A 24,956-nucleotide genomic window follows, 5' to 3' on the forward strand; every position below is an offset into this window, starting at 1 on the left:
AATTTATCAATCACTTGGTGAGAATAATCTTAAAAAATTCTCCTGCCAGATCTTGATCGGCTGTCATCTATCAGTGATACTCGTCGCCGCCTTTTGGGGGGGGACGATGTGAGTAATACCAGGAACGAGAATTTCCAGAACCACTGGTTGAATATGCTGGACAGTGTTGAAGAAAATTTAACGTATTATTGCCGTGCTCGCGTGTTATCCGATGGTGTTGCCAGCGTAAACGGTGGCAAAACACCGCAGACTAATGAGTGGCTTAACTGCGCATCGAGCGCGGAAAATGTGCTGCAAACGCTGTCGCTAAAGAGTAAAAATTTAGGTGAAAAGATCACCCTGCTGCGAGGGGAGAGCCTGGTTTCCGGCCGTGCTTATCGCCTGATCCTGCGCTTCCAGTCATTACGCACGCGACTGGCTGAACGGACAACCTCGGCACAGACTCGCGAACTGTATGCGGAATACTGTCAGCTGGCAGACCAGATTATGCCAACGCTGGCGCGCATTAATAAACGGGTAGCGGCTCGCCGTCAGATGCTGGACATCAGCGGCGACGAAAGGTGGATGATGTCGCACCCTGCTGATGACACCATTGATGTCGCGCTGCGCGCGGTGCAGAAACAGCGTATCTGACGGAGGCGGCTCTACAGGCTGTTTTCTGTCGGACGGTTTTGCTGCGTCATCCACTGCATCAGCGTGTGACTGTCCATCGGTGTGGCATAGTAGTAACCCTGAATATAAATCACGCCGTGCCTTTTCAGATATTCCATCTGGACGGCGTTTTCTACCCCTTCCGCCACCACTTTTAGCATCAGCTTATCCGCCAGCATAATAATTGCATTTAGCACCGGCGTTTCTCCGTCGACTGTCTCAATGGCGTTCACAAAGCCTTTATCAATTTTCAGATAATCGATCGGAAAGGTTTGCAGGTAGCTCAGTGAACAATGCCCGGTACCGAAATCATCAATGGCGACTTTCATGCCTTCGTTGCGCAGTGTCACCAGTTTTTGCCCTACCTGCTCGCCATCGCTGATCAGGCTGCGTTCTGTCAGCTCAAGTGTGATCGCTGGCTGTAAATGCGCAATCTTCTGGGCAAACTGGCGAATATCACTGACAAAATCCTCATGTTGCAGATGTTCCGCTGCCACATTAATGCCGAGGTTAAACGCAGGCCGTACCTGCCAGTCGGCACAGTCTTTTACGACCAGCGCCAGCAGATGCCGGGTGAGGGGAATAATCATTCCTTCGTCTTCCGCGGCCGCGATAAAGATATCCGGCCGCACCCAGCTGCCGTCGGATCGCTGCCAGCGCAGCAGCGCCTCGGCACCCGATAAGCGACCGTTGAACTGGTCATACACTGGCTGGTAATTGACCGTAAACTCATCGCGGGCAATGCCACGGCGAATATCGTAACGGAAAGAGCTTTTACGCTTCAGCCAGTTGCTGGTGAGTAGGATGAACAGCAGCGAGAGGATCATCGCCATCGGCAGGAAGGTGAACAACGTTTGCAGCCAGCTTTGTAGCGCTTCGGCACGCGGTGCAGTGAGGCTTACGCTAATGGCAAAGCGGCGCGAGCTGCTGGTGAAGGTCGAGGTGCCAAGCATCCCCTCATCGATATATAACGGTTTGCCGCTGGTGATACGGTAACCGTCACCAAAGCGCATCGTAATATGGTAATCATGCTTGAGGCCGAGAGCAGTCATAAAGTCGATCAGATACTGGCCTTCAACGATGGCATAGCTGCTCAAACCGTTGGGGCTTTCCTGCATAAACATCACCGCAGGCCGATCTTTCACACCGAAGGTGCCCGCCACGGAAAGCATCCATGCGGGCAGGCGCTCTGCAGGTAGCGGGCCACGTAGCATCGTTTCCAGTGTTCCCTGAGTGGTGCCGAAGGCCGAGGAGCAATAGACTTCATCACCCCGAACTTGACCCACCGAACGGAAATAAGGGTACAGCGTGCCGTAGCGTTGGAGTTGGGAGCGGATATCCGCGCACGAGCTGCTATGTAACTGTTTCAGGCGGGTGGTCATCTCCCAGGCGAGTTGGCTGACGTGTTCGGCCTGGTCGATCAGCGTGGCGGCTGTGGTTTTCTGTTGATTGATGACCGTGCTACGGGCGTCGATAAAGGTGAAAATAAGACAGAGAACCAGCGGCAACAGCCCGGCAACGGTGAGCCAGATATAATCTTGCTTAGGTTTTACGAGTGCTTGCAAGCGGTTCCCCTGTTTGCGGTTTTGTCGGACCGCAGCGGCGGCAGATAGTCGATTGAGTTGATATTATGCGAAAGATTACTCAGTTCGCCATCTTACACACTGAAATTTTTACTATCAGCACTTTCCCCTTTCAAATACGCTTCCCACGGTCAAAAAGGGCCAGGCATTTGCCTGGAAAGGACATCATCAGTCACTGTACGCATCAGTGCTTGCTGAGGTTATTCCATTGACGTAGGTTATTTTTTTACGCTTAAGGAAGCCTGACGATGAAGATGAATGATATCCCTTTCGGCACGACTGACTGGTCAACGCTTGCCGCTACAGAGCACCCGGGAGAAACGGGTTCAGCCTGGTGGCGTACACAGCAGTTCGGTGAGGTGCGGGTCAGAAGAGTGGATTACAGTGCCGGATACCTGGCGGACCACTGGTGCAGTAAAGGGCATATTCTGTTGTGCCTGTCCGGTGAACTGCATACCGAGCTGGATGATGGTCGTGTATTTATTCTGACGGCGGGCATGAGTTACCAGGTGGCAGACCATGCTGAGGCGCACCGCTCCTGGACGGAGAGCGGTGCGCAGTTATTTATCGTCGACTGACGCGTCATACTTCAAAAGCGAAAACCTGTTGGATGTGCCCCAAAACAGGCCCCATGAGGGGGCCGAATTATTGAGCGTCAGAACTGAAGAAGATCTGCGTTAACGCCCGCTCGACGCCACGAATTTCGGCCAACCCTTTCAGGCGACCAATAGCGGAATAGCCGGGGTTGGTTTTTTTATGCAGATCGTCCAGCATCTGGTGGCCGTGGTCCGGGCGCAGCGGGATAGCGCGCTGATTGCCTGCGTGGCGGCGGCGCTGCTCCTCGGCAAGAATGACCTTAATCACCCCGACCATATCCACATCCCCTGCCAGATGCGCCGCTTCGTGGAAGCTGTTCGGATTCTCCTCACGCTTTGTAGAACGCAGATGTGCGAAGTGAATGCGGTCAGCAAAGGTTTCCGCCATTTTCACCAGGTCGTTTTCCGCACGCACGCCGTAAGATCCGGTGCAGAAGGTGAAACCATTGTGCACGCTGTCGACGGTCTCTTTCAGCCACTGCATATCTTCAATGGTGGAAACAATGCGCGGCAGGCCGAGGATCGGGCGCGGTGGATCGTCCGGGTGTACCGCCAGCACAATCCCGGCTTCTTTCGCCACCGGCACGATAGCGCGCAAAAATTCGGCCATATGCTCACGCAACTGCGCTTTGTCGATACCGTCGTACTGGGATAATTGTGCCTGGAACTGTTCCAGCGTGTAACCCTCTTCTGCGCCCGGCAACCCGGCGATAATATTGCGCGTCAGGGTGTCGATCTCTTGCTGGCTCATCGCGGAAAAACAGGCAGCGGCTTCGTGCTGTTCCTGCGCATCATAATCCTGCTGCGCACCGGGGCGTTGCAGGATATGCAGCTCAAACGCGGCAAAGGCAATATGATCAAAGCGCAGCGCTTTTGCCCCGTCCGGTAACGTCCAGCCGAGGTCGGTACGCGTCCAGTCCAGCACCGGCATAAAGTTGTAGCACACGGTGTCGATGCCGCAGGCACCAAGGTTGCGCAGCGACTGCTGATAGTGGGCGATGTACTTTTTGTAATCGCCGCGCTGGGTTTTAATCGACTCGTGGATCGGCACACTTTCCACCACCGACCAGACCAGGCCTTTCTCCGCCAGCAGCGCCTGACGGGCTTTGATCTCTGCCACCGGCCATACCTCGCCGTTCGGGATATGGTGCAGAGCGGTCACGATCCCGGTCGCACCCGCCTGGCGGGCATCATCCAGCGAAACCGGATCGTTAGGGCCGTACCAGCGCCATGTATGTTCCATATGTTCTCCTTAGTTAATCCGCAATCGGGTCTTTCACGATAAAGAAATAAGCCAGTGCGCCTGCGAAGGTGACGCAGGAGCAGATCACCAGCGCCATATTGAACGAGCCGGTGGTATCGACCACCCAACCGGTGACAATCGGGGCAAATGAGGCACAGATAAAGCTACCGAAGTTTTGAATGCTGCTGACCGAGGCCACCATGCGTGACGGAGCCATGACCTGGACCAGCCCCCAGGCGGAAGTCCCGGCAAAGTGTACAAAGAACAGTGCCAGACTGATAAAACCAACCGCCATCGCAGTTGAGGTGGATTGCACCACGAGCAGGGTACAGGCGGCGGAACAGACCAGACCAAGGCAGATCAGTACCTTACGTGTTTTTGCCAGCGCATAGCCGCGACGTGCCAGGCGGTCAGCGACGGTGCCATTCACCAGCATCCCTATTGAACCGAACAGGAAGGGAATGGCGGCGACCCAGCCGGTACTGGTCAGGCTCAGACCGCGTTCAGCCTGTAAATAACCCGGCAGCCAGGAGAGATACAGCCACGCAGTGTAGTTCACACCGCTGAAGCCGAGGATCATCCCCCATACGGTGCGCTTCTTAAACAGCGCACCCCACTCCTTCAGCGATACGCGGGTTTTCTGCGACGGCGTGGAGCCTTGATCAAGGTACTGCTGCTCCTCCGGCGTCAGCGCAAAACGGTCGCGGTTGCGATACCAGGCGTACCAGCAAAGTGCAATCGCCACACCCGCCACACCGATAATCACAAACATCATGCGCCAGCCGAAGGCCAGCATCAGTGCCACGAGGATCGGCGGCGCAAAGGCCTGGCCGAAGGTGGTCGATGAGTTAAAAATCCCCATCGGCAGGCCGCGTTCACGGGCGTTAAACCAGTCGTTCACCACCTTCACGCCGCTCGGCATAAACGGCGCTTCGCCGATCCCCAGACCAATACGCAGCAGGATGAAGTGGCTGAAGCTGTTCACCGCGCCAGCCATTGCCTGCATCACCGACCAGAACAGCAGGCCGCCGCCGAGGACCACGCGCGGGCCAAAGCGGTCGAGCAGCAGGCCGCTGGGCAGTTGGGAAATGCCGTAAGAGAGGGAGAACGCGGAAAGCAGCACGCCGAACTCGGTGGCAGACAGACCGAGATCGTGGCGGATCGCCGCATTTGCGATCGACAGCGATCCGCGATCGAGGAAGTTAATGATCCCGGCAAGGAACAGCAGCGTGAGGGAAACCGTTTGTATCCGTCTGAGGCGACTGGATTTTTGTAGCGGTGAATCAAAGGCTGAAGCCGTCATGGGTATTCCTTGTCCGGCTCAACGGCCGTTTTCTTATCATGGGATCGCAGGGTTATCTCTCTGGCCCAGTGGTCAGGCCGCTGGACCAGAGCATAAACGTGAGATGCCTGTGGGTTCCGTGATCGCGATCGCAGCATGAGGATCCGGTACGCATTTACACGTGGTGGAAGCCCTGTGATAAGCTCTGCCATCACCTCTGCCGCCGGGAACGGGTATGGAATTACCAACACTGAAAGTCGAACGCCTTTACCGGCAGATCTCTAACCTGCTGATTGGCTGTATTAAAAAGGGACAGTTCCCCGCCGGGGCCATCTTGCCGCCTGAGCGTGAATTAGCGAAGCAGCTGGGCGTCAGCCGTTCGTCTATTCGTGAAGCCCTGATTGCCCTGGAGATCACCGGCTGGGTGGAAATCCGTACCGGCAACGGTGTGTACGTGATGAATCCGCTGCCGCAAAGCGAGGGTGCCCCGGCAGAAGAGGAGTTCAGCCTGAAGGCGCTGATCCAGGCGCGTCAGGTGTATGAAGCGATGACGGCCGAACTGGCGGCACGCAACGGCAGTGACGACCAGCGTGCCGAATTGCAGGAGATCACTCAGGATCTCATCCAGTTACACGTTAATGACGAGAAGTTCCTGCGGGAAGATAAGCGTTTCCATTTGCTGATCGCCGAGATGACCGGCAATGAAGTGCTGCGCGATATGATGGAATACCTGTGGAACAAGCGTAAAAGCTCGCGCTTTGTGCGGCTGGAGAGCCACTACGCGGAGAGCGATTTCCCGCGTGAGATGAACCAGGATCATAAAGACATTGCCCGTGCGATTATCGCCCGGGATGCCGTCCAGGCGCGGGCCTGCATGGAGCGTCATTTGCAGCATGTGTATGACAGGCTGTTTGTTGAATAATGCGGGCAAAAACCCGGGCGAGGCATGCCTCGCCCCGACGTCATCGGCGTAATGTTTTATAACGATTTCCGGCCATTCCCCAGCAGGATCGCCAGCTTGCCGCCGCCGGGGGTGGTTTCCATCAGGATTTTACAGACGCTGGTCAGCGGTACTGAGAGCAGCATACCGACCGGGCCGAGCAGCCAGCCCCAGAAAATCAGCGACAGAAAGACCACCAGGCTCGACAGCCCAAGGCCACGCCCCATCACCCTGGGTTCCAGCAGATTCCCCAGCAGCATATGAATGGCGATAAACAGGGTCGCGACCAGCCCGGCTTCCAGCGGGGTGTTCAGCAGCAGCGCCTGCAAGACCGGGGGGATCCCGGCAATCACCGGCCCGATATTCGGCACAAAATTCAGCACAAAGGCGACCACGCCCCACAGCAGCGCGAATTTCACCCCCAGCGCCAGCAGCGCCAGCCAGACCAGCACGCCCGTCGCCAGGCTGATCAATGTTTTCAGCGCCAGATAGTGGGTAACGCCTTTCAGCGCCTTATGCATACCGGCAATACGGATCTGCGGATTGACCAGCGCGTAACGCAGCTTGTACGGCAGATGATGAACCTCAAACAGCATAAAAATCACCGTCATCATCACCAGAACGATCTGCGCCATCGCCCCGGAAAACTGCCCCAGCATGGTAGTGGCGACATCCATCACCGCATTCGGGTCCAGCCGCTGTGCCAGCGACTCGGGAGAGATCATGATATGAAAACGGGCGGCAATGTGTTGCACCACGGCCAGTTTTTGCTCCGTCTGTGCCTGAAGCTGCGGGTAAACGTCACTAAACTCCTGCAGCGACCCGGTAATCATCGCGATCAGCAGCGCCAGCCCAATCAACACCATCACCACCACCAGGCTGATAGCCAGACCACGGCGTATTTTTCGCCGCATCAGCCAGCTCACCAGCGGGTTCAGCACGATGGCGAAAAACAGCGCCATCAGAAACGGCACCACGATCTCTGCCGACAGTTTGATACCACCCAGAATCACCACCAGCGTGGCCAGTTTTAGCAAAATGTTTTGCCCGATCTTCTCCTGCGGCAATGGCTTCATTGCGTCTCCGTTTTGACAGTATGCGCAGCAAGTGTAGTGGCTGTGCCACACCCGCCACTCACTTTAGGAATGATCGCATTTCAGGGTGAAGTCCTTCACTCCCGTTCGCATCGTTGAAGGATCGTCTGTGTGTGTTAACGGTTCAGGTATTTCGCGTATAGTGGCATTTCATCCATTTTTCCCTGCGAGCAGGATCTTCATGTCTGAGCAGCCCGTCGGGGCCACGGCGCTAAGTGGCTTTCGCTTAAATCTGCGTATTTTCTCCGTAGTGATGTTCAATTTCACCAGCTACATGACCATCGGTTTACCGCTGGCGGTGCTGCCCGGCTATGTCCACGATGTGATGGGCTACAGCGCTTTCTGGGCGGGCCTGGTGATCAGCCTGCAATACTTCACCACGCTGTTAAGTCGTCCCCATGCCGGGCGCTATGCCGACCTGTGGGGCCCGAAAAAAGTGGTGATTGTTGGCCTGTGCGGCTGCCTGATCAGCGGGGTTTGCTACCTGCTGGCGGCGCTGAGCAGCGGGCTGCCGCTGTTGAGCCTGCTGCTGCTGTGTGCGGGCAGGCTGGTACTGGGCGTCGGGCAGAGCTTTGCCGGCACCGGTTCAACGCTGTGGGGCGTCGGCGTGGTGGGATCGCTGCATATTGGCCGGGTGATTTCCTGGAACGGGATTTTCACCTACGGGGCAATGGCGATTGGCGCACCGCTGGGCGTGGCGATCTATCACTGGGGCGGCCTGATGCTGCTGGCGGAGATCATCACGGCGATTGCGCTGGTGGGTATCCTGCTGGCGCTGCCTCGGGCGCAGGTGAAAAGCAGCAAGGGCAAGCCGCTGCCATTCCGTGCGGTGCTCGGCCGCATCTGGAGCTTTGGCCTGCTGCTGGCAATGGGATCGGTGGGCTTTGGTGTGATTGCCACCTTTATCACCCTGTTTTATCAGGATAAAGGCTGGGATGGGGCGGCCTTTGCGCTGACGCTGTTCAGCGTGGCTTTCGTGTGTACCCGGCTGCTGTTTCCCAATGCCATTGCCCGCCACGGCGGGTTGAATGTGGCGCTGGTCTGTTTTGCGGTAGAAGCCATCGGCCTGTTTATGGTCTGGGGAGCGTGGGACCCGTGGCTGGCACGCGTCGGTGCGTTGCTGACCGGGGCCGGGTTCTCGCTGGTGTTCCCGGCGATTGGCGTGGTGGCAGTGAAAGTGGTGCCGCCGCAGAATCAGGGCAGTGCGCTGGCAACCTATACGGCGTTTATGGATCTGGCGCTGGGTATTACCGGACCGCTGGCAGGGCTGGTGATGAGCTACGCGGGTGTGCCAATGATTTATCTGCTGAGCGGGCTGCTGGTGTGTCTGGCGATGGTGGCGACGCTGCGGCTGAAAAAAGCGACCCCCGAAGGGGTCGTTGTCAAATGACACAGATAAGATGAAGATATTTTCCGCCTGTCGGGTCGGGCATGCCCGACCCCTACGACAGCGTGGGATCCCGTAGGGGCGAGGCATGCCTCGCCCGGTGTCGGATCAGCCCTGCAACAAGGCAATGCTCTGGCGGATCTCACGTTCGATATCCGCCGCACTCCAGTTATCCATCACTGAAGCAAATGGCTCGAAGGCGTAAACGCCTTTGTAGCCCAGTTCTTCCAGGCGCTGCACCTGCCAGACGCTTTTCAGCAGGTCATCATCACTCAGCATCAGACGCTCTTCGTCGGTCAGCTCGTTCACCGGGCGGCCATCGATCACCCCTGACAGATGCACCAGACCAATCTGGTTCACATCAATGCCGTCGGCAAAGTCCTGCTCCGCGCCTTCGTACAGATGGTGATGGAAGGTATCCAGCACCATCTTGAATGGCACGCCTGCCTGTTTGATCAGCTGTTGCGCCTGCCTTGCGGAGCGCAGAGAACTCACCGGGAAGCCCAGCGGCTCAACCAGTCCCTCCACGCCGTAGCGGGCAAACAGTGGAGCCAGCGTACTCAGTGCCTTCTGCGTGTCTTCGGCTGAAATTTTTGTGCCGTCGTTAAGCGGGCACATCACCAGCGCTTTCGCCCCAATGCCCTGTGCGTCTTTCAGCAGACTTTCAGCACGGGCCAGCAGGTCATCGCTGATCTGGTTAAACGGATACAGTGCGTTGATGGTGACAATTTCCAGACCGTATTGCTCTGCCAGTACGTGAACCTGCTGATGGCTCAGGTTGTCGGTCACGCTGCCACCCTTCATATCGTTACGCAGTTCAACTTTATGCAGGCCCAGCTTTTGCACCAGCTGGAAAAATGCTTCGATGCTGAGGGCGGGGGCAATTTTACGGTTAATACAAAAACGGGTCGGATCGATAGCCATCTGGTGGCTCCTGTTGAGTAGGGTAGGAAGGTAAAATATTCATTAAAGGTGCCCCGCCAGCCATTTTTTGTTCATTGCAGGCCGGTCGGTGGTTGAGCACAGGCTACAGGAGAACATTTATTTCATATCTAATGAATAATGAAATTTAAATTTTTAGATCCGTCTCGCAAAATTTCACTCAGCGCCGGATTAAACCAGCCTAAATACAGCGTCATCCTGGCGTTTTAGTCGGGTCAAACGTGGCGTTATGTTACGGCGGTCGTGAAACGACTGCTCCGCGTGCTGCCTGCGCTGAGGGCTTTTTTTACCCGGGTTCATTCCCGAGGTGAAAGGTCCAGGACTCTCCCCCTGAAAAATGCGATCCAGGCCGCTAAAAACGAATTTTCTAAAGTGAAAGATTTGAAAAATTTATTTCAATATTATACTGTCTCAACACGAATCAAGGTTTTGCCCGGCAAGGCAGCGGTATGACGTCAGACTGCCTGCAAGGAAACTCATACTTCAAAGAGGCCAGCACATGACTATCGTAGGAAACTTTATTGGCGGTAAAACGTCTTTCAGCGCCAGCAACGAAACCATTCCGATTTACGATCCGGCAACCGGTAAGCCTGTGCGCGAACTGACGCAGAGCACCAGTGATGAAGTCGCCCATGCGATTGCCGTTGCGCACGAAGCATTTGATAGCTGGTCCCGCACGTCTCCACTGCGCCGCGCCCGTATTCTGTTTAACTTTAAAGCACTGATGGAAGAGCATCGTGATGAGCTGGCCGAGCTGATCGTCAGTGAGCACGGTAAAGTCTGGTCAGATGCGCTGGGTGAACTGACCCGTGGCCTGGAAGTGGTGGAATTCGCCTGCGGTATCCCGCACCTGATCAAAGGTGAAAACTCTGCGGATGTCGGAACTGGCGTTGACAGCTACTCGCTGATGCAGCCACTGGGCGTTGTGGCCGGGATCACCCCGTTCAACTTCCCGGCGATGGTGCCACTGTGGATGTTCCCGATTGCACTGGCCTGTGGTAACACCTTCGTGCTGAAGCCACCGGCCCTTGACCCCTCTGCTGCCGTACGTATGGCTGAACTGCTGACCGAAGCGGGCCTGCCGGATGGCGTATTCAACGTGATCCACAGTTCGAACGAAAATGCGGAGCAGCTGTATAAAGATCCGCGCGTTCAGGCAGTGAGCTTCGTCGGTTCTTCCGGCGTGGCAGAGCACATCTACACCACCGCCAGCGCCCACGGTAAACGTGTGCAGGCCTTCGGCGCGGCGAAAAACCACGCTATCGTGATGCCGGATGCCGATCTGGATGCGACCGTGAACGCCATCATGGGTGGCGCGTTCGGTTCTGCCGGTGAACGCTGCATGGCACTGCCGGTTGTGGTTGCTGTGGGCGACGACACCGCAGACAAACTGATTGCTGCGCTGACCCCGCTGGTGAAAGCTCTGCGCGTTGGCCCTGGCATTCACAAAGGTAAAGACGAAAACGAAATGGGGCCGGTTGTCTCTGCTGCGCACCAGAAGAAAGTGCTGGGCTACATCGACAAAGGTGAAGCAGAAGGCGCGAAACTGGTGGTTGACGGTCGTGGCATCCAGGTGGAAGGCAACCCGGATGGTTACTACGTTGGCGGTACGCTGTTCGATAATGTCACCACCGATATGGTGATCTGGCGTGAAGAGATCTTCGGACCGGTACTGAGCATCGTTCGTGCTCCTGACTACAAAACCGCACTGGATCTGGTGAACAGCCACGAATTCGGTAACGGCAGCGCCATCTTCACCAGCAACGGTCACACCGGTCGTGACTTCGTACGTGAAGTGCAGGCGGGCATGGTTGGCGTTAATGTACCGGTTCCGGTACCGATGGCCTTCCACAGCTTCGGCGGCTGGAAACGTTCCGTGTTTGGTGCGCTGAATGTGCACGGGCCGGACGGTGTGCGCTTCTACACCCGCATGAAAACGGCCACTGTGCGCTGGCCGAGCGGTCAGAAAACCGTGTCTGAGTTCAGCATGCCTACGCTGGGATAATTGAATACGGGCGAGGTTCGCCTCGCCCCTGTGAACAGAGAGGCTGTATGTCATTGCTATCCAAAGTAAAACAGCCGGATGCGCAGGGCCGTATCCAGCACGTCACCCCGGAAAGCGCTGGCTGGCGCTATGTGGGTTTTGATGCATACCAGTTGAAGAAGGGCCAGACGCTGACGCTTGAGAGCGGCAGCAACGAGCTGTGCCTGGTGCTGGTTGCCGGGCTTGCCTCAGTGAAAACCCGCCAGGCGGAGTTCCCGAATATCGGTAAACGCCTGTCTCCGTTTGAGCGCACTCCTCCTTACTCTGTGTATGTTCCGCACAACGAGCAGGTGGTGGTGGTGGCTGAGTCTGACCTTGAGCTGGCGGTGTGCAGTGCCCCGGCGACGGAAGGCAAACTGCCTGCACGCCTGATCGCGCCTGAAGATGTGGGTGTTGAGCAGCGCGGTAAAGGGAATAACAAACGCCTGGTACACAACATTCTGCCTGATGATAAGCCTGCGGACAGTCTGCTGGTGGTGGAAGTGTATACCGACGAAGGCAATACCAGTTCGTACCCAAGCCATAAACACGATCAGGAAGATTCACCTGACGAAACCTACCTGGAAGAGACGTATTACCATCGTTTCAACCCGGATCGCGGTTTTGCCATGCAGCGTGTGTATACCGACGACCGGTCGCTGGATGTCTGTATGGCGCCTTACAATCAGGATGTGGTCACCGTTCCACGCGGTTATCACCCGATGTCGACCGTTGCCGGTTATGACAACTATTACCTGAACGTGATGGCCGGGCCGGTGCGACTGTGGAAATTTACCTGGGAGAAAGATCACGCCTGGGTGAACAGCGATGCGTATCCGCGTAAGGGATAATCGTGCATGGGCGATCGTTGCTGGGTCAGGCATGCCTGACCCCTACGAAACCCCGATTGACGTAGGGGCGAGGCATGCCTCGCCCGATGTTGCTGTAGGGGCGGATCAACGATCCGCCCGCAAAGGTTGATGTTGAAAACGGGTGGCCCTCACAGGCTGCCCGTTTTTTTATTCAGCTTTTGACGTTGGTCAGCGCCAGCGACACGGCCAGCGTCTGGGCCAGGCAGAGCGAGGCCACCTGCGAACGGAAGCCATCCACCTGCGCTTCACGCACCACAAAACAGACATCACTGAAGGCGGCGAGTGGGCTGACCTGGCTGTCGGTAATGGCAATCTGATGTGCGCCACGTTTCGCGCCCAGCTCCACCAGCTCAACGGCTTCGCGTGCATACGGCGAGTAACTGATGGCAATCACTACGTCTTTCGGGTTCACCATGCTCAGCTGCTCGGCAAACATACCGCCCAGACCGTCGATCAGAAACGCGCGGCGCTCCAGATGACGCAGGGCGTAAGTCAGATAGGACGCCACGCTGAATGAACGGCGCAAGCCGATAACGTAAATGTTGTCGGCCTCGTCCAGCATCTTCACGGCTTTTTCCAGCTGCTCAGGATTGATCTGCATCGCCAGCTGTTGCAACGCCTGCGAGTTGACCATCGTGAATACATTCAGGATTTCAGCCGGGCTTTCCGGGGCGCTGGCGGTTTCATCGGTGGCGGTCTGACGGAACAAGCGCGCACGTTCAGTATAGTTGACCGTCTCTTCCATCAGGTGCTGACGGAACACCTGCTTCATTTCATTGAAACCACTAAAGCCAAAAGCATTTGAGAAGCGGATCAGCGTAGAGGGCGGAACATCAGCCTGCTGTGCGATAGAGGCGACGGTATCAAAGGCGATGCTGTTGCTGTTATCAAGAATATAGCGAGCCACCTGCTTCAGGCGTTTACTGAGAGTGTCGTAGCGGCGACGGATATCGTCCTGCAACAGAGAAAGTTGGGTCGGATTATTGGTCATTTACGGCTCGCAAAAAGTCAAATAGTGTTCTTCTGTGCGTTATTCTACCAGATGAACAAAAAATTTCACTTGATGACGAAAGCAGCGGCTTCTATTTCATCAGGGTTGGGAATTAGTTCACAAAATCGTAACCTTCTGCGTGCGCCGGGCAAAATAATAAATTCGTTTCAAAAAAAAAGGGTGACCCTGTACCAGGTCACCCTTATAGCCGCAGCGCCCGAATACGGGCGGCTGTGCAGCGTTTTACTTCGCCGGACGTGCTTCGCGCCAGTAGCCGATCAGCGTCAGGTAGTTACTTTTCACTTTCTCAATCAGCGCGGCATCATCCAGTTCACCCTGTAACCACTGGCGTGATGGCTGGCCGAAGATGGTGCGACCGACGGCAAAGCCTTTCACCCACGGGGATTTCGCGGCAGCGGCAAAGCCTGCTTTCAGTTCGGCTTCCGGTGCATCCAGGCCCAGCAGCAGAATGCCACGGCAGTGTGGATCGTGCTTTTCAATCAGCGCACTGATGGCTTCCCAGCTGGCATGTGACAGCGGAGGCAGCTTCCACCAGTCCGGCTGAATGCCCAGGCTGTAGAAGTGGGTGAGGACCTCCAGATAATACTTCTCATCTTTATCCGGGTTGCTCTCCGGCAGGATCACTTCCAGCAGCAGCTCGTGGCCTGATTTGTTACAGCCTTTCCACACATCGAGGATCAGATCATCCTGCTCCTGACGCATCTCTGCGCTGTCTTTCGGATGATAGAAGGTCAGACATTTGACCACGTGTTCCTGCGGCCAGTCGATCAGCTGGGAACCGATATTACCGTGCTCCAGACGCAGCGGGCGTGAACTTGGCAGTTCGATAGGGCGACCAATCCACCAGCCTTTACCGGTGATGGCATTCAGCGCGGGCTGACCATACGTGGTGTCTGCCAGAATACCGCAGCGGCCATCGTCCAGACCGGCTTCTTTCGCCGCAGCCTGCGCACCCTGCAACAGCAGCAGTTTGAGATCGGGGATACGTGCATGACTAACGCCCGCTTCTGTTGCCATATCGGCCAGCTGTTTACGGTGGTCAAAAGCAAAGATGTTCAGTTCGTTCCACTGCTGCTTGCGGGTGGTCACGCGGTGCAGGTGGTTGAGGCGGCTGTCGAGATCAGGGCGTTTCACGTCTTTATCGCGGCTCAGGAAGTCATCCAGCTCTTCTTTGGTCGGCATGGCCGGGGCGCAGCCGTGACGGGAAACCACCAGCGCACCGCAGGCATTAGCATAACGGCAGGCCTGTTCCCAGCTTTCATCGCTCAGCCAGCCGCGCAGCAGGCCAGACATAAAGGCATCGCCTGCACCCAGCACGTTCAGCACGTCAACGCGCACGCCGGTTTGCAGTTCGGTTTGTTCCCAGCTGTCCGGGATCTCACCTTCAAATACCACACAACCCAGCGGGCCACGTTTGCACACCAGCGTCGCTTTTGTTGCTTTACGCACATTTTTTAGCGCGGTCAGGCTGTCGGTGCTGCCACCGGCAATGTGGAACTCTTCTTCTGTTCCCACGACCAGGTCGAAATAGTGCAGCACTTCCTGCAATTGCTGCGTCACACGCTCGGATTCTACAAAGCGGGTTTCGCCATCGCCCAGTGAGGTCAGGCCCCACAGAACCGGACGGTAGTCGATGTCCAGCGCGGTACGCAGACCATGACGACGTGCAATATCCAGCGCTTTCAGCACGGCGGCGCGGGTATCAGGATGCGACAGGTGCGTACCGGTCACAGCAACAGCACGTGAGGAGGCGATGTACTCTTCCTGAATGTCATCCGGCACCAGGCCCATATCGGCGCAGTTATCACGGTAGAACACCAGCGGGAAGGTTTCCTGATCTTTGATCCCGAGGATCACCAGACCGGTCAGGCGGGTTTTATCGGTAATCAGACTCTGGGTATCACAGCCCACGCGCTGTAACTCTTCACGCAGGAAGCGGCCCATGTGTTCATCACCGACACGTGCCAGCATGGCAGATTTCAGACCCTGAATCGCTGTGCCGTAGGCAACGTTGCCAGAGGAGCCACCAAGATACTTCGCAAAGGTAGTCTCATCTTCAAGGCGCGCACCGATTTGCTGGCCATAAAGGTCGACAGCGATGCGCCCGATACAAATCACATCGAGCGGCTTCTGTTGTGTACTCATACCTGTTGTTTCCTCTGTTTTATACCCAACCTCCTTGCCGTTTAACTGCCACGCCAGTGATTGTGGGTAGTGCCGATGCTGTTGAGCGTTTCCAGCCGAATGGAGCAATAAGCCCGATCGAATCCGGGTCTAACATGTAGCGAAGTATGAGGAATAAAAATTCCAAATTCAATATGAAATGAAATTATTGCCCCAAAAGTGTGAGGTGGTTAAAACTCTTGCATCGTGGATTTCGCTACCCGGCGGGGCTGTGGTGTTTCGCGGCATTAAAGAGATGTGAGCGGCCTCTCAACTTTCTTAACGTGCATCAGTGAACATGTTGAAGTGAAACGATTTTTCTCTTTTAAGAGTAAAGGTGTTGTTATCGTTTCATTTACCCGATGTAAATCACCCCATTCACCCCCGTTACACTGCAGAATTTGATCTCACTCGCAAAATGAAATGTTTCTTCTGTAATTGTGTTTAGTGAAAAAAATATTTGTTTATAATCGGCTCACGTTTCACTTATAGCTGTCGCCGTTTTGATCCTAAGGCGACCACAAATGCGAACCTCGGTGGACCTTATGATGTGGCCACCGATACTGAAAGGAAGAGCAAATGGGCAAGATCAGATTAACCACAGCACAGGCTCTGGTCAGATTCCTGGATAACCAGTATCTGTCGGTAGACGGCGTTGAAACTAAATTTGTTAAAGGTATTTTCGCTATCTTCGGCCACGGTAACGTACTGGGCTTAGGTCAGGCGCTGGAACAGGACAGCGGCGATCTGGTGGTCTACCAGGGTCGTAATGAGCAGGGCATGGCGCATGCGGCCATCGGTTTTGCCAAACAGAAATTGCGCCGTGAAATCATCGCCTGTACTTCATCCGTTGGACCGGGTGCGGCGAACATGATCACCGCCGCAGCCACCGCGACCGCCAACCGCATTCCTTTGCTGCTGCTGCCTGGCGATGTGTTTGCCACCCGCCAGCCGGACCCGGTGCTGCAACAGATTGAGCAGAGCCACGATCTGAGCATCAGCACCAATGACGCTTTCCGTGCCGTCAGCAAATACTGGGACCGCGTCAGCCGTCCTGAGCAGCTGATGACCGCCTGTATTAATGCCATGCGTGTGTTGACCGACCCGGCCGACACGGGCGCGGTGACGATTTCACTGCCGCAGGATGTGCAGGGTGAAGCCTATGACTTCCCTGACTACTTCTTCCAGAAACGTGTCCATCGTCTGGAGCGTCGCCTGCCAACCGAAGGCCAGCTGGCCGATGCGCTGGCGCTGATTGCCAGCAAGAAAAAACCGATGATTATCTGCGGCGGCGGGGTGAAATACTCCGGTGCAGGCGATGCGCTGCGCGCCTTTGCTGAACGCTACAACATCCCGTTTGCTGAAACCCAGGCGGGCAAAGGCACCATCGTGTCTGACCATCCGCTGAACGTGGGCGGTGTGGGCGAAACTGGCTGCCTGGCGGCAAACCTGCTGGCGAAAGAAGCGGACCTGGTGATTGGTATCGGTACGCGTTATACCGACTTCACCACCGCCTCGAAGTGGATTTTCCAGAACGACGACGTCAGCTACGTCAACATTAACGTCAGCAACTTTGATGCTTACAAACTGGATGCGGTTCAGGTGGTGGCTGATGCACAGGAAGCACTGACCGCCCTCGACAGCCGTCTGGCCGCCACCGGCTTCAATAATGGCTGGGGCGAAAAAGTGTCACAGGCGCAGAGCAAACTGCTGAAAGAGACCCAGCGTGTTTACTCTTCTGTCTACAGCGGCACCGACTATGTCCCAGAGATTGACGATCATATGGATCGCGAAGCGGTGTGGGCTGAGTTTAACCGCCTGACCGACTCCTTCCTGACGCAGAGCAGCGTACTGGGTACGCTCAATGAGCGCCTCCCAAAGGATTCAGTGATTGTCGCGGCAGCGGGCAGTCTGCCGGGCGACCTGCAACGCATGTGGCGCACCAAAGATTACAACAGCTATCACGTCGAGTATGGCTACTCCTGCATGGGCTACGAGGTCAGCGCTTCACTGGGCGTTAAGCTGGCTGAGCCGCATCGTGAGGTCTTCACGATGGTGGGTGATGGCTCCTTTATGATGCTGCACTCCGAGCTGGTGACCTCGATCCAGGAAGGCGCGAAGATCAACGTGATCCTGCTGGATAACATGACTAACGGCTGTATTAACAACCTGCAGATGGAACACGGTATGGATAGCTTCACCACCGAGTTCCGCTTCCGTAATGCCGACAGCGGCAAACTGAACGGCGGTTTTGTGCCGGTCGACTTCGCCGCTATCGCCGGTGGCTACGGCTGTAAAACCTATCGCGTCACCACCCTGGAGCAGTTGCAGGCGGCGCTGATTGATGCGCAGAAACAGACGGTATCAACGCTGATTGATATTAAAGTTCTGCCAAAAACCATGATCCACAAATACTTCAGCTGGTGGCGCGTAGGCGGTGCCCAGGTGTCCACATCAGAGCGCGTAGACGCCGTGGCCCGGATGCTGAATGACCATATCGACCAGGCTCGTGAGTATTAATTACCCTTCATTCTTCACGCTGCAGGTGCGTTGGCTGCACCTGCTCACCCCAGCCACAGAGTGATCTATGCTCCTGGGATTCGCAGGCTGGCCGCCTTCCTGCAGCGCGAATTATTTTGGGTATAACCATTTGTTTTATTTTATTAAACGGGCGTTAACTCAAGTCAGTTAGCCCGCTCTTACCCCCCTACTCGTAAGGAAAGACCATGACTTTAAAATTAGGTGTTATCGGAACGGGCGCTATCGGCCAGGAACACATTCGTCGTTGCAGCAAAGTGCTGCAGGGTGCGCAGGTGGTGGCTGTTTCTGATATCAACGTGGACGGTGCCAAAGCGGCCCTGGCACGCATTGGTATCGAAGCGGAAGTGTTTGCTAACGGCCACGACGTGGTGAAATCACCGAACGTTGATGCCGTGCTGGTGACCTCCTGGGACCCGACGCACGAAGAGTTCACCCTGGCGGCGATTGAAGCCGGTAAGCCGGTATTCTGCGAAAAACCACTGGCGATGAGCGCGGAAGGTTGCCGTCGCATCGTTGATGCTGAAATCAAATTTGGTAAACGCCTGGTGCAGGTTGGCTTTATGCGCCCCTACGACAGCGGCTATCGTGCGCTGAAAGACGTGATCACCAAAGGTGAAATCGGTGAGCCACTGATGCTGCACTGCGCGCACCGTAACCCGACCGTGCCGGAAAACTACACCACTGACATGGCGATCACCAACACGCTGATCCACGAACTGGATGTGCTGCGCTGGCTGACCGAAGATGATTACAAATCGGTACAGGTGGTGTTCCCACGTTCGACGTCGAAAACTCACGGTAAGCTGCGTGACCCGCAGGTGGTGCTGTTTGAAACCCGTAAGGGCATTCGCATCGATGTGGAGATCTTCGTGAACTGTGCCTACGGTTACGACATTCAGTGTGAAGTGGTGGGTGAAGAAGGTATCGCCAAACTGCCAGAGCCGTCTGCCGTACAAATGCGTAAAGACGCTAAGCTATCTACATCTATCCTTACTGACTGGAAAGATCGTTTCATTGATGCCTACGATGTTGAATTGCAGGCATTTATTAACGATGCCACCGCAGGCAAGCTGACCGGGCCATCCGCCTGGGACGGCTATGCTGCTTCTGTCGCTGCCGATGCCTGCCTGAAAGCGCAGGAAAGCGGTGCGATTGAGCCGGTGGAACTGCCGCAGCGCCCGGCTTTCTACAATAACTGATTGTTAGGTTATCACCCGGACGCGCTTAACCCCCGTCGAAATGACGGGGGATCACCGTAAAACAGCGTACTGATTTATCACGGAGATTCTGATGAAAATTGCCTTTGATGTAGATGTCATTCGAGATTTGGGCATCACAAAAATGGTTCACCAGGTGGCTGACTGGGGCTACAAATATATTGAGCAGTCCCCGCATCCGCAGATCAACCCGTTCTATAAACATCCAAAAGCCAGCCGTGAAATCATCACCGAGTATAAAAACGCGCTGCGTGAGACCGGGCTGGAAATCTCCTCTTATATCGTTGTGTACCGCTGGTCCGGTCCGGACGAAGCGCGCCGTCAGGCCGCCGTCAGAAACTGGAAACGCATGATTGAAATCGCGGTTGAAACCGGTGTGCAGGTAATTAATACCGAGCTTTCGGGTAACCCGAACGAGCCTGAAATTTGCGAAGAGATGTTCTATCGCTCAATGGAAGAGCTGCTGCCTATCGTCGAACGTGAAGGTATTCGCATCGAAATCCAGTCCCATCCGTGGGATTTCTGCGAAGAGAGCAACGAAACCGCCGACATGGTGAAATCGTTCCGCAGTGAGAACGTCAAGTATCTGTACAGCGCGCCGCACACTTTCTTCTACGACAAAGGGAAAGGGGATGTGAAAAGCATGCTGGAATATTCCAGTATTGACCTGTCACACGTGCTGATCGCCGACACCATGAACCACACCAAACACTGCCGCTATATTGTGAACCCGCCTGGCGTTGACGCCACGATTCACCAGCATGTGGGTGTGGGCGAAGGGGAAGTCGATTTCCAGACGTTGTTCCAGACGCTGCGTGATATGGACTTTGCTAACCGTACGTTCAAAGTGGGTGGCGAGTCCATTATTGCCGCTTCACTGTTCGGCTACCCGGAAAAAATGAATCGTCAGGCAGTGGAAACGCGCGAACTGATCGAGCGTGAACTGCTGAGAAAATAAAGCAGGGCGGCGGTGGCCGCCCGGTGAATCTCTGAGGTAATACCATGAACAAAGATAACGTCAAACTGGCTATTGCACCGATCGGCTGGACCAACGATGACATGCCTGAGCTGGGTAGCGAGAACACCTTCCAGCAGATCGTCAGTGAAATGGCGCTGGCCGGTTTTACCGGCAGTGAAGTGGGCAGCAAGTACCCGCGCGATCCGGCTGTGCTGAAGCCGATGCTAGACATCCGTGGCATCGAGATCGTCAATGCCTGGTTCAGCACCTTCTTTGCCAACGGCGATAAAGCCAAAACCATTGATGAATTCATCAACCATCGTGATTTTCTGCATGCGATGGGGGCAAAAGTCATTGGCTGTTCAGAGCAGAGCCTGAGCATCCAGGGTACCACCAAAGCGGTACTGGAAGAGAAGCCTCACTTCACCGACGAACAGTGGCGTTTGACCGTAGAAGGTTATAACGAGCTGGCGAAACTGGCCGCTGAGAAGGGCATGACCGTCGGTCTGCATCACCATATGGGCACCGGTATTCAGACTACCGCCGAGGTGGATCGCTTTATGGCTGAGACCAACGATGATGTTTATCTGTTGTTCGATACGGGCCACGCTTACTACTCTGAAGGGTCTCAGGAAGCTATGCTGGCTATCCTGACCAAATATCTGCCGCGCATTAACCACGTGCACCTGAAAGACGTGCGTGATGAGATTGTGGCACAGGTGAAAAGCGAGAAGCTGTCATTCCTGGATGGCGTGAAGAAAGGCACCTTCACCGTTCCGGGTGATGGCGTGATTGATTTTGATCCGGTGTTTAAAATTCTCGACGATTTCGGCTACAAAGGCTGGATGGTGGTGGAAGCGGAGCAGGACCCCGCGCTGGCTAACCCGTTCGAGTATGCGGTAAAAGCACGCAAGTATATTCGCGAACATGCCGGGCTGTAACTGCCAATAAAAAGCCCCCCGCGCCAGAGGCGCGGGGGGCTTTTTTACGCCATCAGATTATTTCAGCTGAATGGTGCTGATAATGCTTTCGGCTTCGGTCTGCGCCTGCTGCTGGTTTTCCGCTGGCAGTGTGATCTGCAGTGTCAGCAGCTTATTATCGACTTTACCCAGAACCACAGAAGACCATGAAGACTGGTTATTGGCAGAGATCACGGTATCCAGCTGCTGTAACGGCTGGCCTTTCACGGTAATCGCTTTGTTGGTCACTACCTGAAGCTGTGCATCGCGGTTACGCTGCTGCGCTTCCAGACGGCCTGCCAGCACATCCAGCCCTTCGTTAGTGCTCTCACCATCAATCACGATGATCGCTTTCTGGCCTGACTCATCCGCATAGACGTGCATATTGTTCGCCTGAGTACCGAGCTTACCGCTCTTATCAGACATACCTGCCGGCAGAGTGAAGCTCAGTTTGCCATCCATCAGAGTGACATTCTGATTGGACTGACTGCTGCTGACGCCATTGTCATCGGCGGCGGCTTTCTCGTCTTTCTTGCCATCACAGGCAGTCAGTCCAGCTACCAGCAGCGCGATTCCGGCATATTTCAGTAAGTTACGCATCAGGGTTCCTTTCACATTAGTCGCGTAGAGTTTTCAGGCATTCATAGAATCGTATTCAGCGGCTAAAAGCAACTTCTACCCTTCATACTTCAGGCCGCAGCTGTGTTGGCTGCAGCTTGAATGACTGGGGTAAGTAATGATTTAAGTAATGATTATTGAATGCAGATTAACCGAAGTTGACGCGGGTGCTATTGGATTTCTCTGCTAATCGTTTCAACGCGGCATTCAGCAGGACGCCGTACGCAGGCAGGAAGAACACCATGCAGATAAGGACCTTGAAGCTGTAATCCACCAGCGCGATCTCAACCCAGTTCGTCGCCATAAACGGGTCCGGGCTTTTATAGAAGGCGATAAAGAAGAAGGCCAGGGTATCACTGATATTACCGAGGAACATCGCCGCCGCCGGAGCCACCCACCATGCGGCTTTCTGGCGCAGGCGGTTGAACACGTGGATATCGAGGATCTGGCCGAGCGCATAGGCCATAAAGCTGGCGCAGGCGATGCGGGCAACAAACAGATTCATCTCTTTCAGCGCCGCAAGGCCCTGCCATTCACCCTGATAAAACAGGGCGGAAATGGTGTAGGAGATAAACAGAGCCGGGATCATCACAGCGAGGATAATGCGTCGTGCCAGTGGGGCACCGAAAATCCGTACCGTCAGGTCAGTCGCCAGGAAGATAAACGGGAAGCTGAAAGCGCCCCAGGTGGTGTGCAGGCCAAAGAATGCCACCGGTAGCTGTACCAGATAGTTACTGGAGGTGATCACCAGCAAATGGAAAAGGGACAGCCAGACCAGCGCGTGGGTGCGCTGACGCGTAGAAAAAGCGATCATTGTTGTAAGCCTTTTTAGATTGGGGTGAGGGAACCCATGAAAATTTGTCTGTGTTTCGCTCAGGCGAATTCGCGGCATATTACCGTTTTGACCTGCTAATGCAATGGTTAATTTTAGCGCAAACGTTATCGTTGCAGGCAATCCTTGCACGCGCACCGACTGGCGCTAAAATAGGCGCCGTCCGTTACATAATTACTGAGAATATCATGAGCGACCTTTTCGCCAATCCCGACCAGACCCTTGATGCGCTGGGCCTGCGCTGCCCGGAACCGGTGATGATGGTGCGCAAGACCGTGCGCCATATGCAGGACGGTGAAACCCTGTTGATTATCGCTGATGACCCGGCTACCACGCGCGATATCCCGGGTTTCTGCCGTTTTATGGAGCATACGCTGGTGGCACAGAACACCGATGTCCTGCCTTACCAGTTTTTGCTAAAGAAAGGAATGTAGGGATCCCCCCATCGCTGTTCGTACAGGCTGACCGCGACAGACGGCCAGCCTGACTCATGAGCCTTGATCACCCTCCGTAGCCACCAGGCTCCGTCTCTGCGGCTGAAGCAAAGCGCGCATCTTGAGGAAAAAGCAGGGCGGCTTCCCGTCGATAACGCCCGGCAGTGTCGTGCTGCTTCTGGTGATGTAACACCTGAATCAGACTGGCGTAAACGTTCTTATCGATACGCCGTTGCAAATAGTCTTGCGCCCAGTCGCGATAATCTTCCAGCAGGTATTCATCTTGCGTGTGGTTATATCTCATCAGACCGCCCACTTGTTCATCAAAGGTAATGCGCTCCTGAAGTATCAGGCGTGACAGTGGTGGTAACGTTTTTAATGGCGTGACATCTTCCATAGCGAAACTTTCCACTTCCCTCAGTACTTGCTGCCCACGGATGGCAAAGCCGGCCAGCAGGGCAATGCTGAGTGCCATAGCCGCCATCACACCCGGCAGAAGGGGGTGACATCCGGTTGGCAGAGGATGGCTGTGAATGGCCCCCTCACTGAGGCGATCTGCCGCGGCGAGCAGCAGCAGAAAGACGACAAAATGCAACGTTGAAAGATAAAACGGAAACTCCAGCTGGGTATGGATAGCCATAGGCAGGGCGATGATACACAGCGCCGTCGGCACCCCAGCCAGGCGACCGTCAGACGCCAGCGCCAGGCGATCCCGCCTGATGGCCTGGCGGACGAGGGTCCACAGGCCATATAAAATCAATATGACGCCGACCAGCGTTATCAAGCCGCCTTCAACGACCCAAAACAATATTTCGTTATGGGGATGGCGGGCGATTTCGACGATGGAAACGGGAGGGGATTGATTCAGGCGAAAATGCTGGAAGTCATACTCAAACCCGCCATATCCCCAGCCCAGCCAGGGTTTGTCGGCAATCATTGCCAGCGTGTCGCGCAGCATGGTCCAGCGAGCCTGATTGCTGAAGGTGTGGTCAGTCAGCGGAAGCAACGACTGGCCTGAATACAGCCAGCTAGCCCCCAGTATCACTCCGGCGACCACAGCGGCTATAGCGGCGGTAGTGCGCAGAGTATTGAGTCGGCCAAAGCGCAAAAGGATCAGGGTCGCCGCCACACCGCCCAGCCAGCCCGCGCGCGACTGAATGCATACCAACAATGCTGACAGCCCCAGGAGTAACAGATGAAGGCTGGCCTGTCGCAGGCGTTCATATCGTGGTTGAGACAGGGCCAGACTGGGTAACAGCAGTAAGGCCAGGCTCAGGGCAATACCGGTAGCCAGAAAGCTGGCGAGTACGTTGGGTTGAAAGAAGGTGCCATAGATTCGACCGCTGTACATCGGCACCCAGGCACTGAGGGGGCGAAGCAGTTGCTGTGTGGCAATGACAGCCTCAACGGTGATAAGGAGCAATCCGCCGTAAACTGCCACCAGCAGGGTACCGCGACACCAGCGAAGTTGTAGCAACGAAAAGAATAGCGCGAGTCCACTGATAACCGTCGCAATGCGCCAGGCGGCGTGCGCAAAGCGAACGTCTGTGGTGTACGCCAGCGGCACCGCGAGCACCATTATTCCGGCGGTGAAGCAGGTAAGGGCGCG

21 protein-coding genes are annotated in these 24,956 nt (G+C 55.5%); 11 read left to right on the forward strand and 10 right to left on the reverse strand.

Annotation, left to right across the window (positions count from 1 at the left end):
- Window positions 1–108: 108 nt before the first annotated feature.
- A complete protein-coding gene (locus ACFL9S_RS00900) occupies window positions 109–633 on the forward strand; it encodes a hypothetical protein (RefSeq protein ID WP_405259741.1) in 525 nt (174 codons plus the stop codon).
- Window positions 634–644: 11 nt separating this feature from the next.
- Here ACFL9S_RS00900 and ACFL9S_RS00905 read toward each other — a convergent pair whose 3' ends face one another.
- On the reverse strand, window positions 645–2,216 hold the full coding sequence (locus tag ACFL9S_RS00905; protein ID WP_405259742.1) for an EAL domain-containing protein: 1,572 nt from the start codon (window positions 2,214–2,216) through the stop codon (window positions 645–647).
- 266 nt (window positions 2,217–2,482) lie between these two features.
- On the opposite strand from ACFL9S_RS00905, the gene ACFL9S_RS00910 reads away from it, so the two are divergent.
- Window positions 2,483–2,812 carry a DHCW motif cupin fold protein gene (locus ACFL9S_RS00910; RefSeq protein ID WP_405259743.1) on the forward strand — a complete coding sequence of 110 codons (330 nt, stop codon included), beginning with the start codon at window positions 2,483–2,485 and terminating at the stop codon, window positions 2,810–2,812.
- Window positions 2,813–2,879: 67 nt separating this feature from the next.
- On the opposite strand, the gene uxuA is transcribed toward ACFL9S_RS00910, so the two are convergent.
- Together uxuA and ACFL9S_RS00920 are read right to left on the reverse strand one after the other, a co-directional pair.
- Window positions 2,880–4,073 carry a mannonate dehydratase gene (gene uxuA, locus ACFL9S_RS00915; protein ID WP_405259745.1) on the reverse strand — a complete coding sequence of 398 codons (1,194 nt, stop codon included), beginning with the start codon at window positions 4,071–4,073 and terminating at the stop codon, window positions 2,880–2,882.
- A 13-nt stretch (window positions 4,074–4,086) separates the two neighbouring features.
- Window positions 4,087–5,376 carry an MFS transporter gene (locus ACFL9S_RS00920; RefSeq protein ID WP_405259746.1) on the reverse strand — a complete coding sequence of 430 codons (1,290 nt, stop codon included), beginning with the start codon at window positions 5,374–5,376 and terminating at the stop codon, window positions 4,087–4,089.
- A 214-nt stretch (window positions 5,377–5,590) separates the two neighbouring features.
- Here ACFL9S_RS00920 and ACFL9S_RS00925 point away from each other — a divergent pair, with 214 nt between their 5' ends.
- Window positions 5,591–6,277 (forward strand): FadR/GntR family transcriptional regulator, encoded by a 687-nt coding sequence (locus tag ACFL9S_RS00925; RefSeq protein ID WP_405259747.1) that lies wholly within the window; start codon window positions 5,591–5,593, stop codon window positions 6,275–6,277.
- A 56-nt stretch (window positions 6,278–6,333) separates the two neighbouring features.
- Here the strand turns inward: ACFL9S_RS00925 and ACFL9S_RS00930 are convergent, their stop codons facing one another.
- A complete protein-coding gene (locus ACFL9S_RS00930; RefSeq protein ID WP_405259748.1) occupies window positions 6,334–7,371 on the reverse strand; it encodes an AI-2E family transporter in 1,038 nt (345 codons plus the stop codon).
- A 199-nt stretch (window positions 7,372–7,570) separates the two neighbouring features.
- On the opposite strand from ACFL9S_RS00930, the gene ACFL9S_RS00935 reads away from it, so the two are divergent.
- Window positions 7,571–8,779, forward strand: a complete 1,209-nt coding sequence (locus tag ACFL9S_RS00935) for an MFS transporter (RefSeq protein ID WP_405259749.1) — start codon at window positions 7,571–7,573, stop codon at window positions 8,777–8,779.
- A 105-nt stretch (window positions 8,780–8,884) separates the two neighbouring features.
- Here the strand turns inward: ACFL9S_RS00935 and ACFL9S_RS00940 are convergent, their stop codons facing one another.
- A complete protein-coding gene (locus ACFL9S_RS00940; protein WP_405259751.1) occupies window positions 8,885–9,700 on the reverse strand; it encodes a TIM barrel protein in 816 nt (271 codons plus the stop codon).
- A 517-nt stretch (window positions 9,701–10,217) separates the two neighbouring features.
- Here ACFL9S_RS00940 and ACFL9S_RS00945 point away from each other — a divergent pair.
- Together ACFL9S_RS00945 and iolB are read left to right on the forward strand one after the other, a co-directional pair.
- Complete coding sequence (locus ACFL9S_RS00945) at window positions 10,218–11,723, forward strand: CoA-acylating methylmalonate-semialdehyde dehydrogenase (protein WP_405259752.1); 1,506 nt, start codon at window positions 10,218–10,220, stop codon at window positions 11,721–11,723.
- 47 nt (window positions 11,724–11,770) lie between these two features.
- Window positions 11,771–12,592: a 5-deoxy-glucuronate isomerase gene (gene iolB / locus ACFL9S_RS00950; RefSeq protein WP_405259753.1), complete on the forward strand. Its 822-nt coding sequence runs from the start codon at window positions 11,771–11,773 to the stop codon at window positions 12,590–12,592.
- Window positions 12,593–12,764: 172 nt separating this feature from the next.
- Here the strand turns inward: iolB and ACFL9S_RS00955 are convergent, their stop codons facing one another.
- Complete coding sequence (locus tag ACFL9S_RS00955) at window positions 12,765–13,604, reverse strand: MurR/RpiR family transcriptional regulator (protein WP_405259754.1); 840 nt, start codon at window positions 13,602–13,604, stop codon at window positions 12,765–12,767.
- Between the two features lie 243 nt (window positions 13,605–13,847).
- Window positions 13,848–15,770, reverse strand: coding sequence for a 5-dehydro-2-deoxygluconokinase (gene iolC / locus ACFL9S_RS00960; RefSeq protein WP_405259755.1), 1,923 nt, complete (start codon window positions 15,768–15,770; stop codon window positions 13,848–13,850).
- 597 nt (window positions 15,771–16,367) lie between these two features.
- Between iolC and iolD the strand changes: the two genes are divergently transcribed.
- The 4 genes from iolD (at window position 16,368) to iolE (ending at window position 21,445) form a co-directional block, all read left to right on the forward strand.
- The gene (iolD, locus tag ACFL9S_RS00965) at window positions 16,368–18,308 is read left to right on the forward strand and encodes a 3D-(3,5/4)-trihydroxycyclohexane-1,2-dione acylhydrolase (decyclizing) (protein ID WP_405259757.1); all 1,941 of its coding nucleotides are present in this window, start codon (window positions 16,368–16,370) and stop codon (window positions 18,306–18,308) included.
- Between the two features lie 206 nt (window positions 18,309–18,514).
- Window positions 18,515–19,528 (forward strand): Gfo/Idh/MocA family protein, encoded by a 1,014-nt coding sequence (locus tag ACFL9S_RS00970; RefSeq protein WP_405259758.1) that lies wholly within the window; start codon window positions 18,515–18,517, stop codon window positions 19,526–19,528.
- A gap of 91 nt (window positions 19,529–19,619) precedes the next feature.
- On the forward strand, window positions 19,620–20,504 hold the full coding sequence (locus ACFL9S_RS00975) for a sugar phosphate isomerase/epimerase family protein (RefSeq protein ID WP_405259759.1): 885 nt from the start codon (window positions 19,620–19,622) through the stop codon (window positions 20,502–20,504).
- Window positions 20,505–20,548: 44 nt separating this feature from the next.
- A complete protein-coding gene (iolE, locus tag ACFL9S_RS00980; protein ID WP_405259762.1) occupies window positions 20,549–21,445 on the forward strand; it encodes a myo-inosose-2 dehydratase in 897 nt (298 codons plus the stop codon).
- A gap of 57 nt (window positions 21,446–21,502) precedes the next feature.
- Here the strand turns inward: iolE and ACFL9S_RS00985 are convergent, their stop codons facing one another.
- Window positions 21,503–22,063, reverse strand: a complete 561-nt coding sequence (locus tag ACFL9S_RS00985; RefSeq protein ID WP_405259763.1) for a DcrB family lipoprotein — start codon at window positions 22,061–22,063, stop codon at window positions 21,503–21,505.
- A gap of 166 nt (window positions 22,064–22,229) precedes the next feature.
- Window positions 22,230–22,895 carry a 7-cyano-7-deazaguanine/7-aminomethyl-7-deazaguanine transporter gene (locus tag ACFL9S_RS00990; protein ID WP_405259765.1) on the reverse strand — a complete coding sequence of 222 codons (666 nt, stop codon included), beginning with the start codon at window positions 22,893–22,895 and terminating at the stop codon, window positions 22,230–22,232.
- Between the two features lie 206 nt (window positions 22,896–23,101).
- Between ACFL9S_RS00990 and tusA the strand changes: the two genes are divergently transcribed.
- Window positions 23,102–23,347, forward strand: coding sequence for a sulfurtransferase TusA (gene tusA / locus ACFL9S_RS00995; protein WP_405259766.1), 246 nt, complete (start codon window positions 23,102–23,104; stop codon window positions 23,345–23,347).
- Between the two features lie 67 nt (window positions 23,348–23,414).
- On the opposite strand, the gene ACFL9S_RS01000 is transcribed toward tusA, so the two are convergent.
- Window positions 23,415–24,926 (reverse strand): O-antigen ligase family protein, encoded by a 1,512-nt coding sequence (locus tag ACFL9S_RS01000; RefSeq protein WP_405259767.1) that lies wholly within the window; start codon window positions 24,924–24,926, stop codon window positions 23,415–23,417.
- Between the last annotated feature and the right edge of the window lie 30 nt (window positions 24,927–24,956).

The organism is Erwinia sp. AnSW2-5 (genome assembly GCF_045107195.1).
Classification (GTDB): domain Bacteria; phylum Pseudomonadota; class Gammaproteobacteria; order Enterobacterales; family Enterobacteriaceae; genus Erwinia.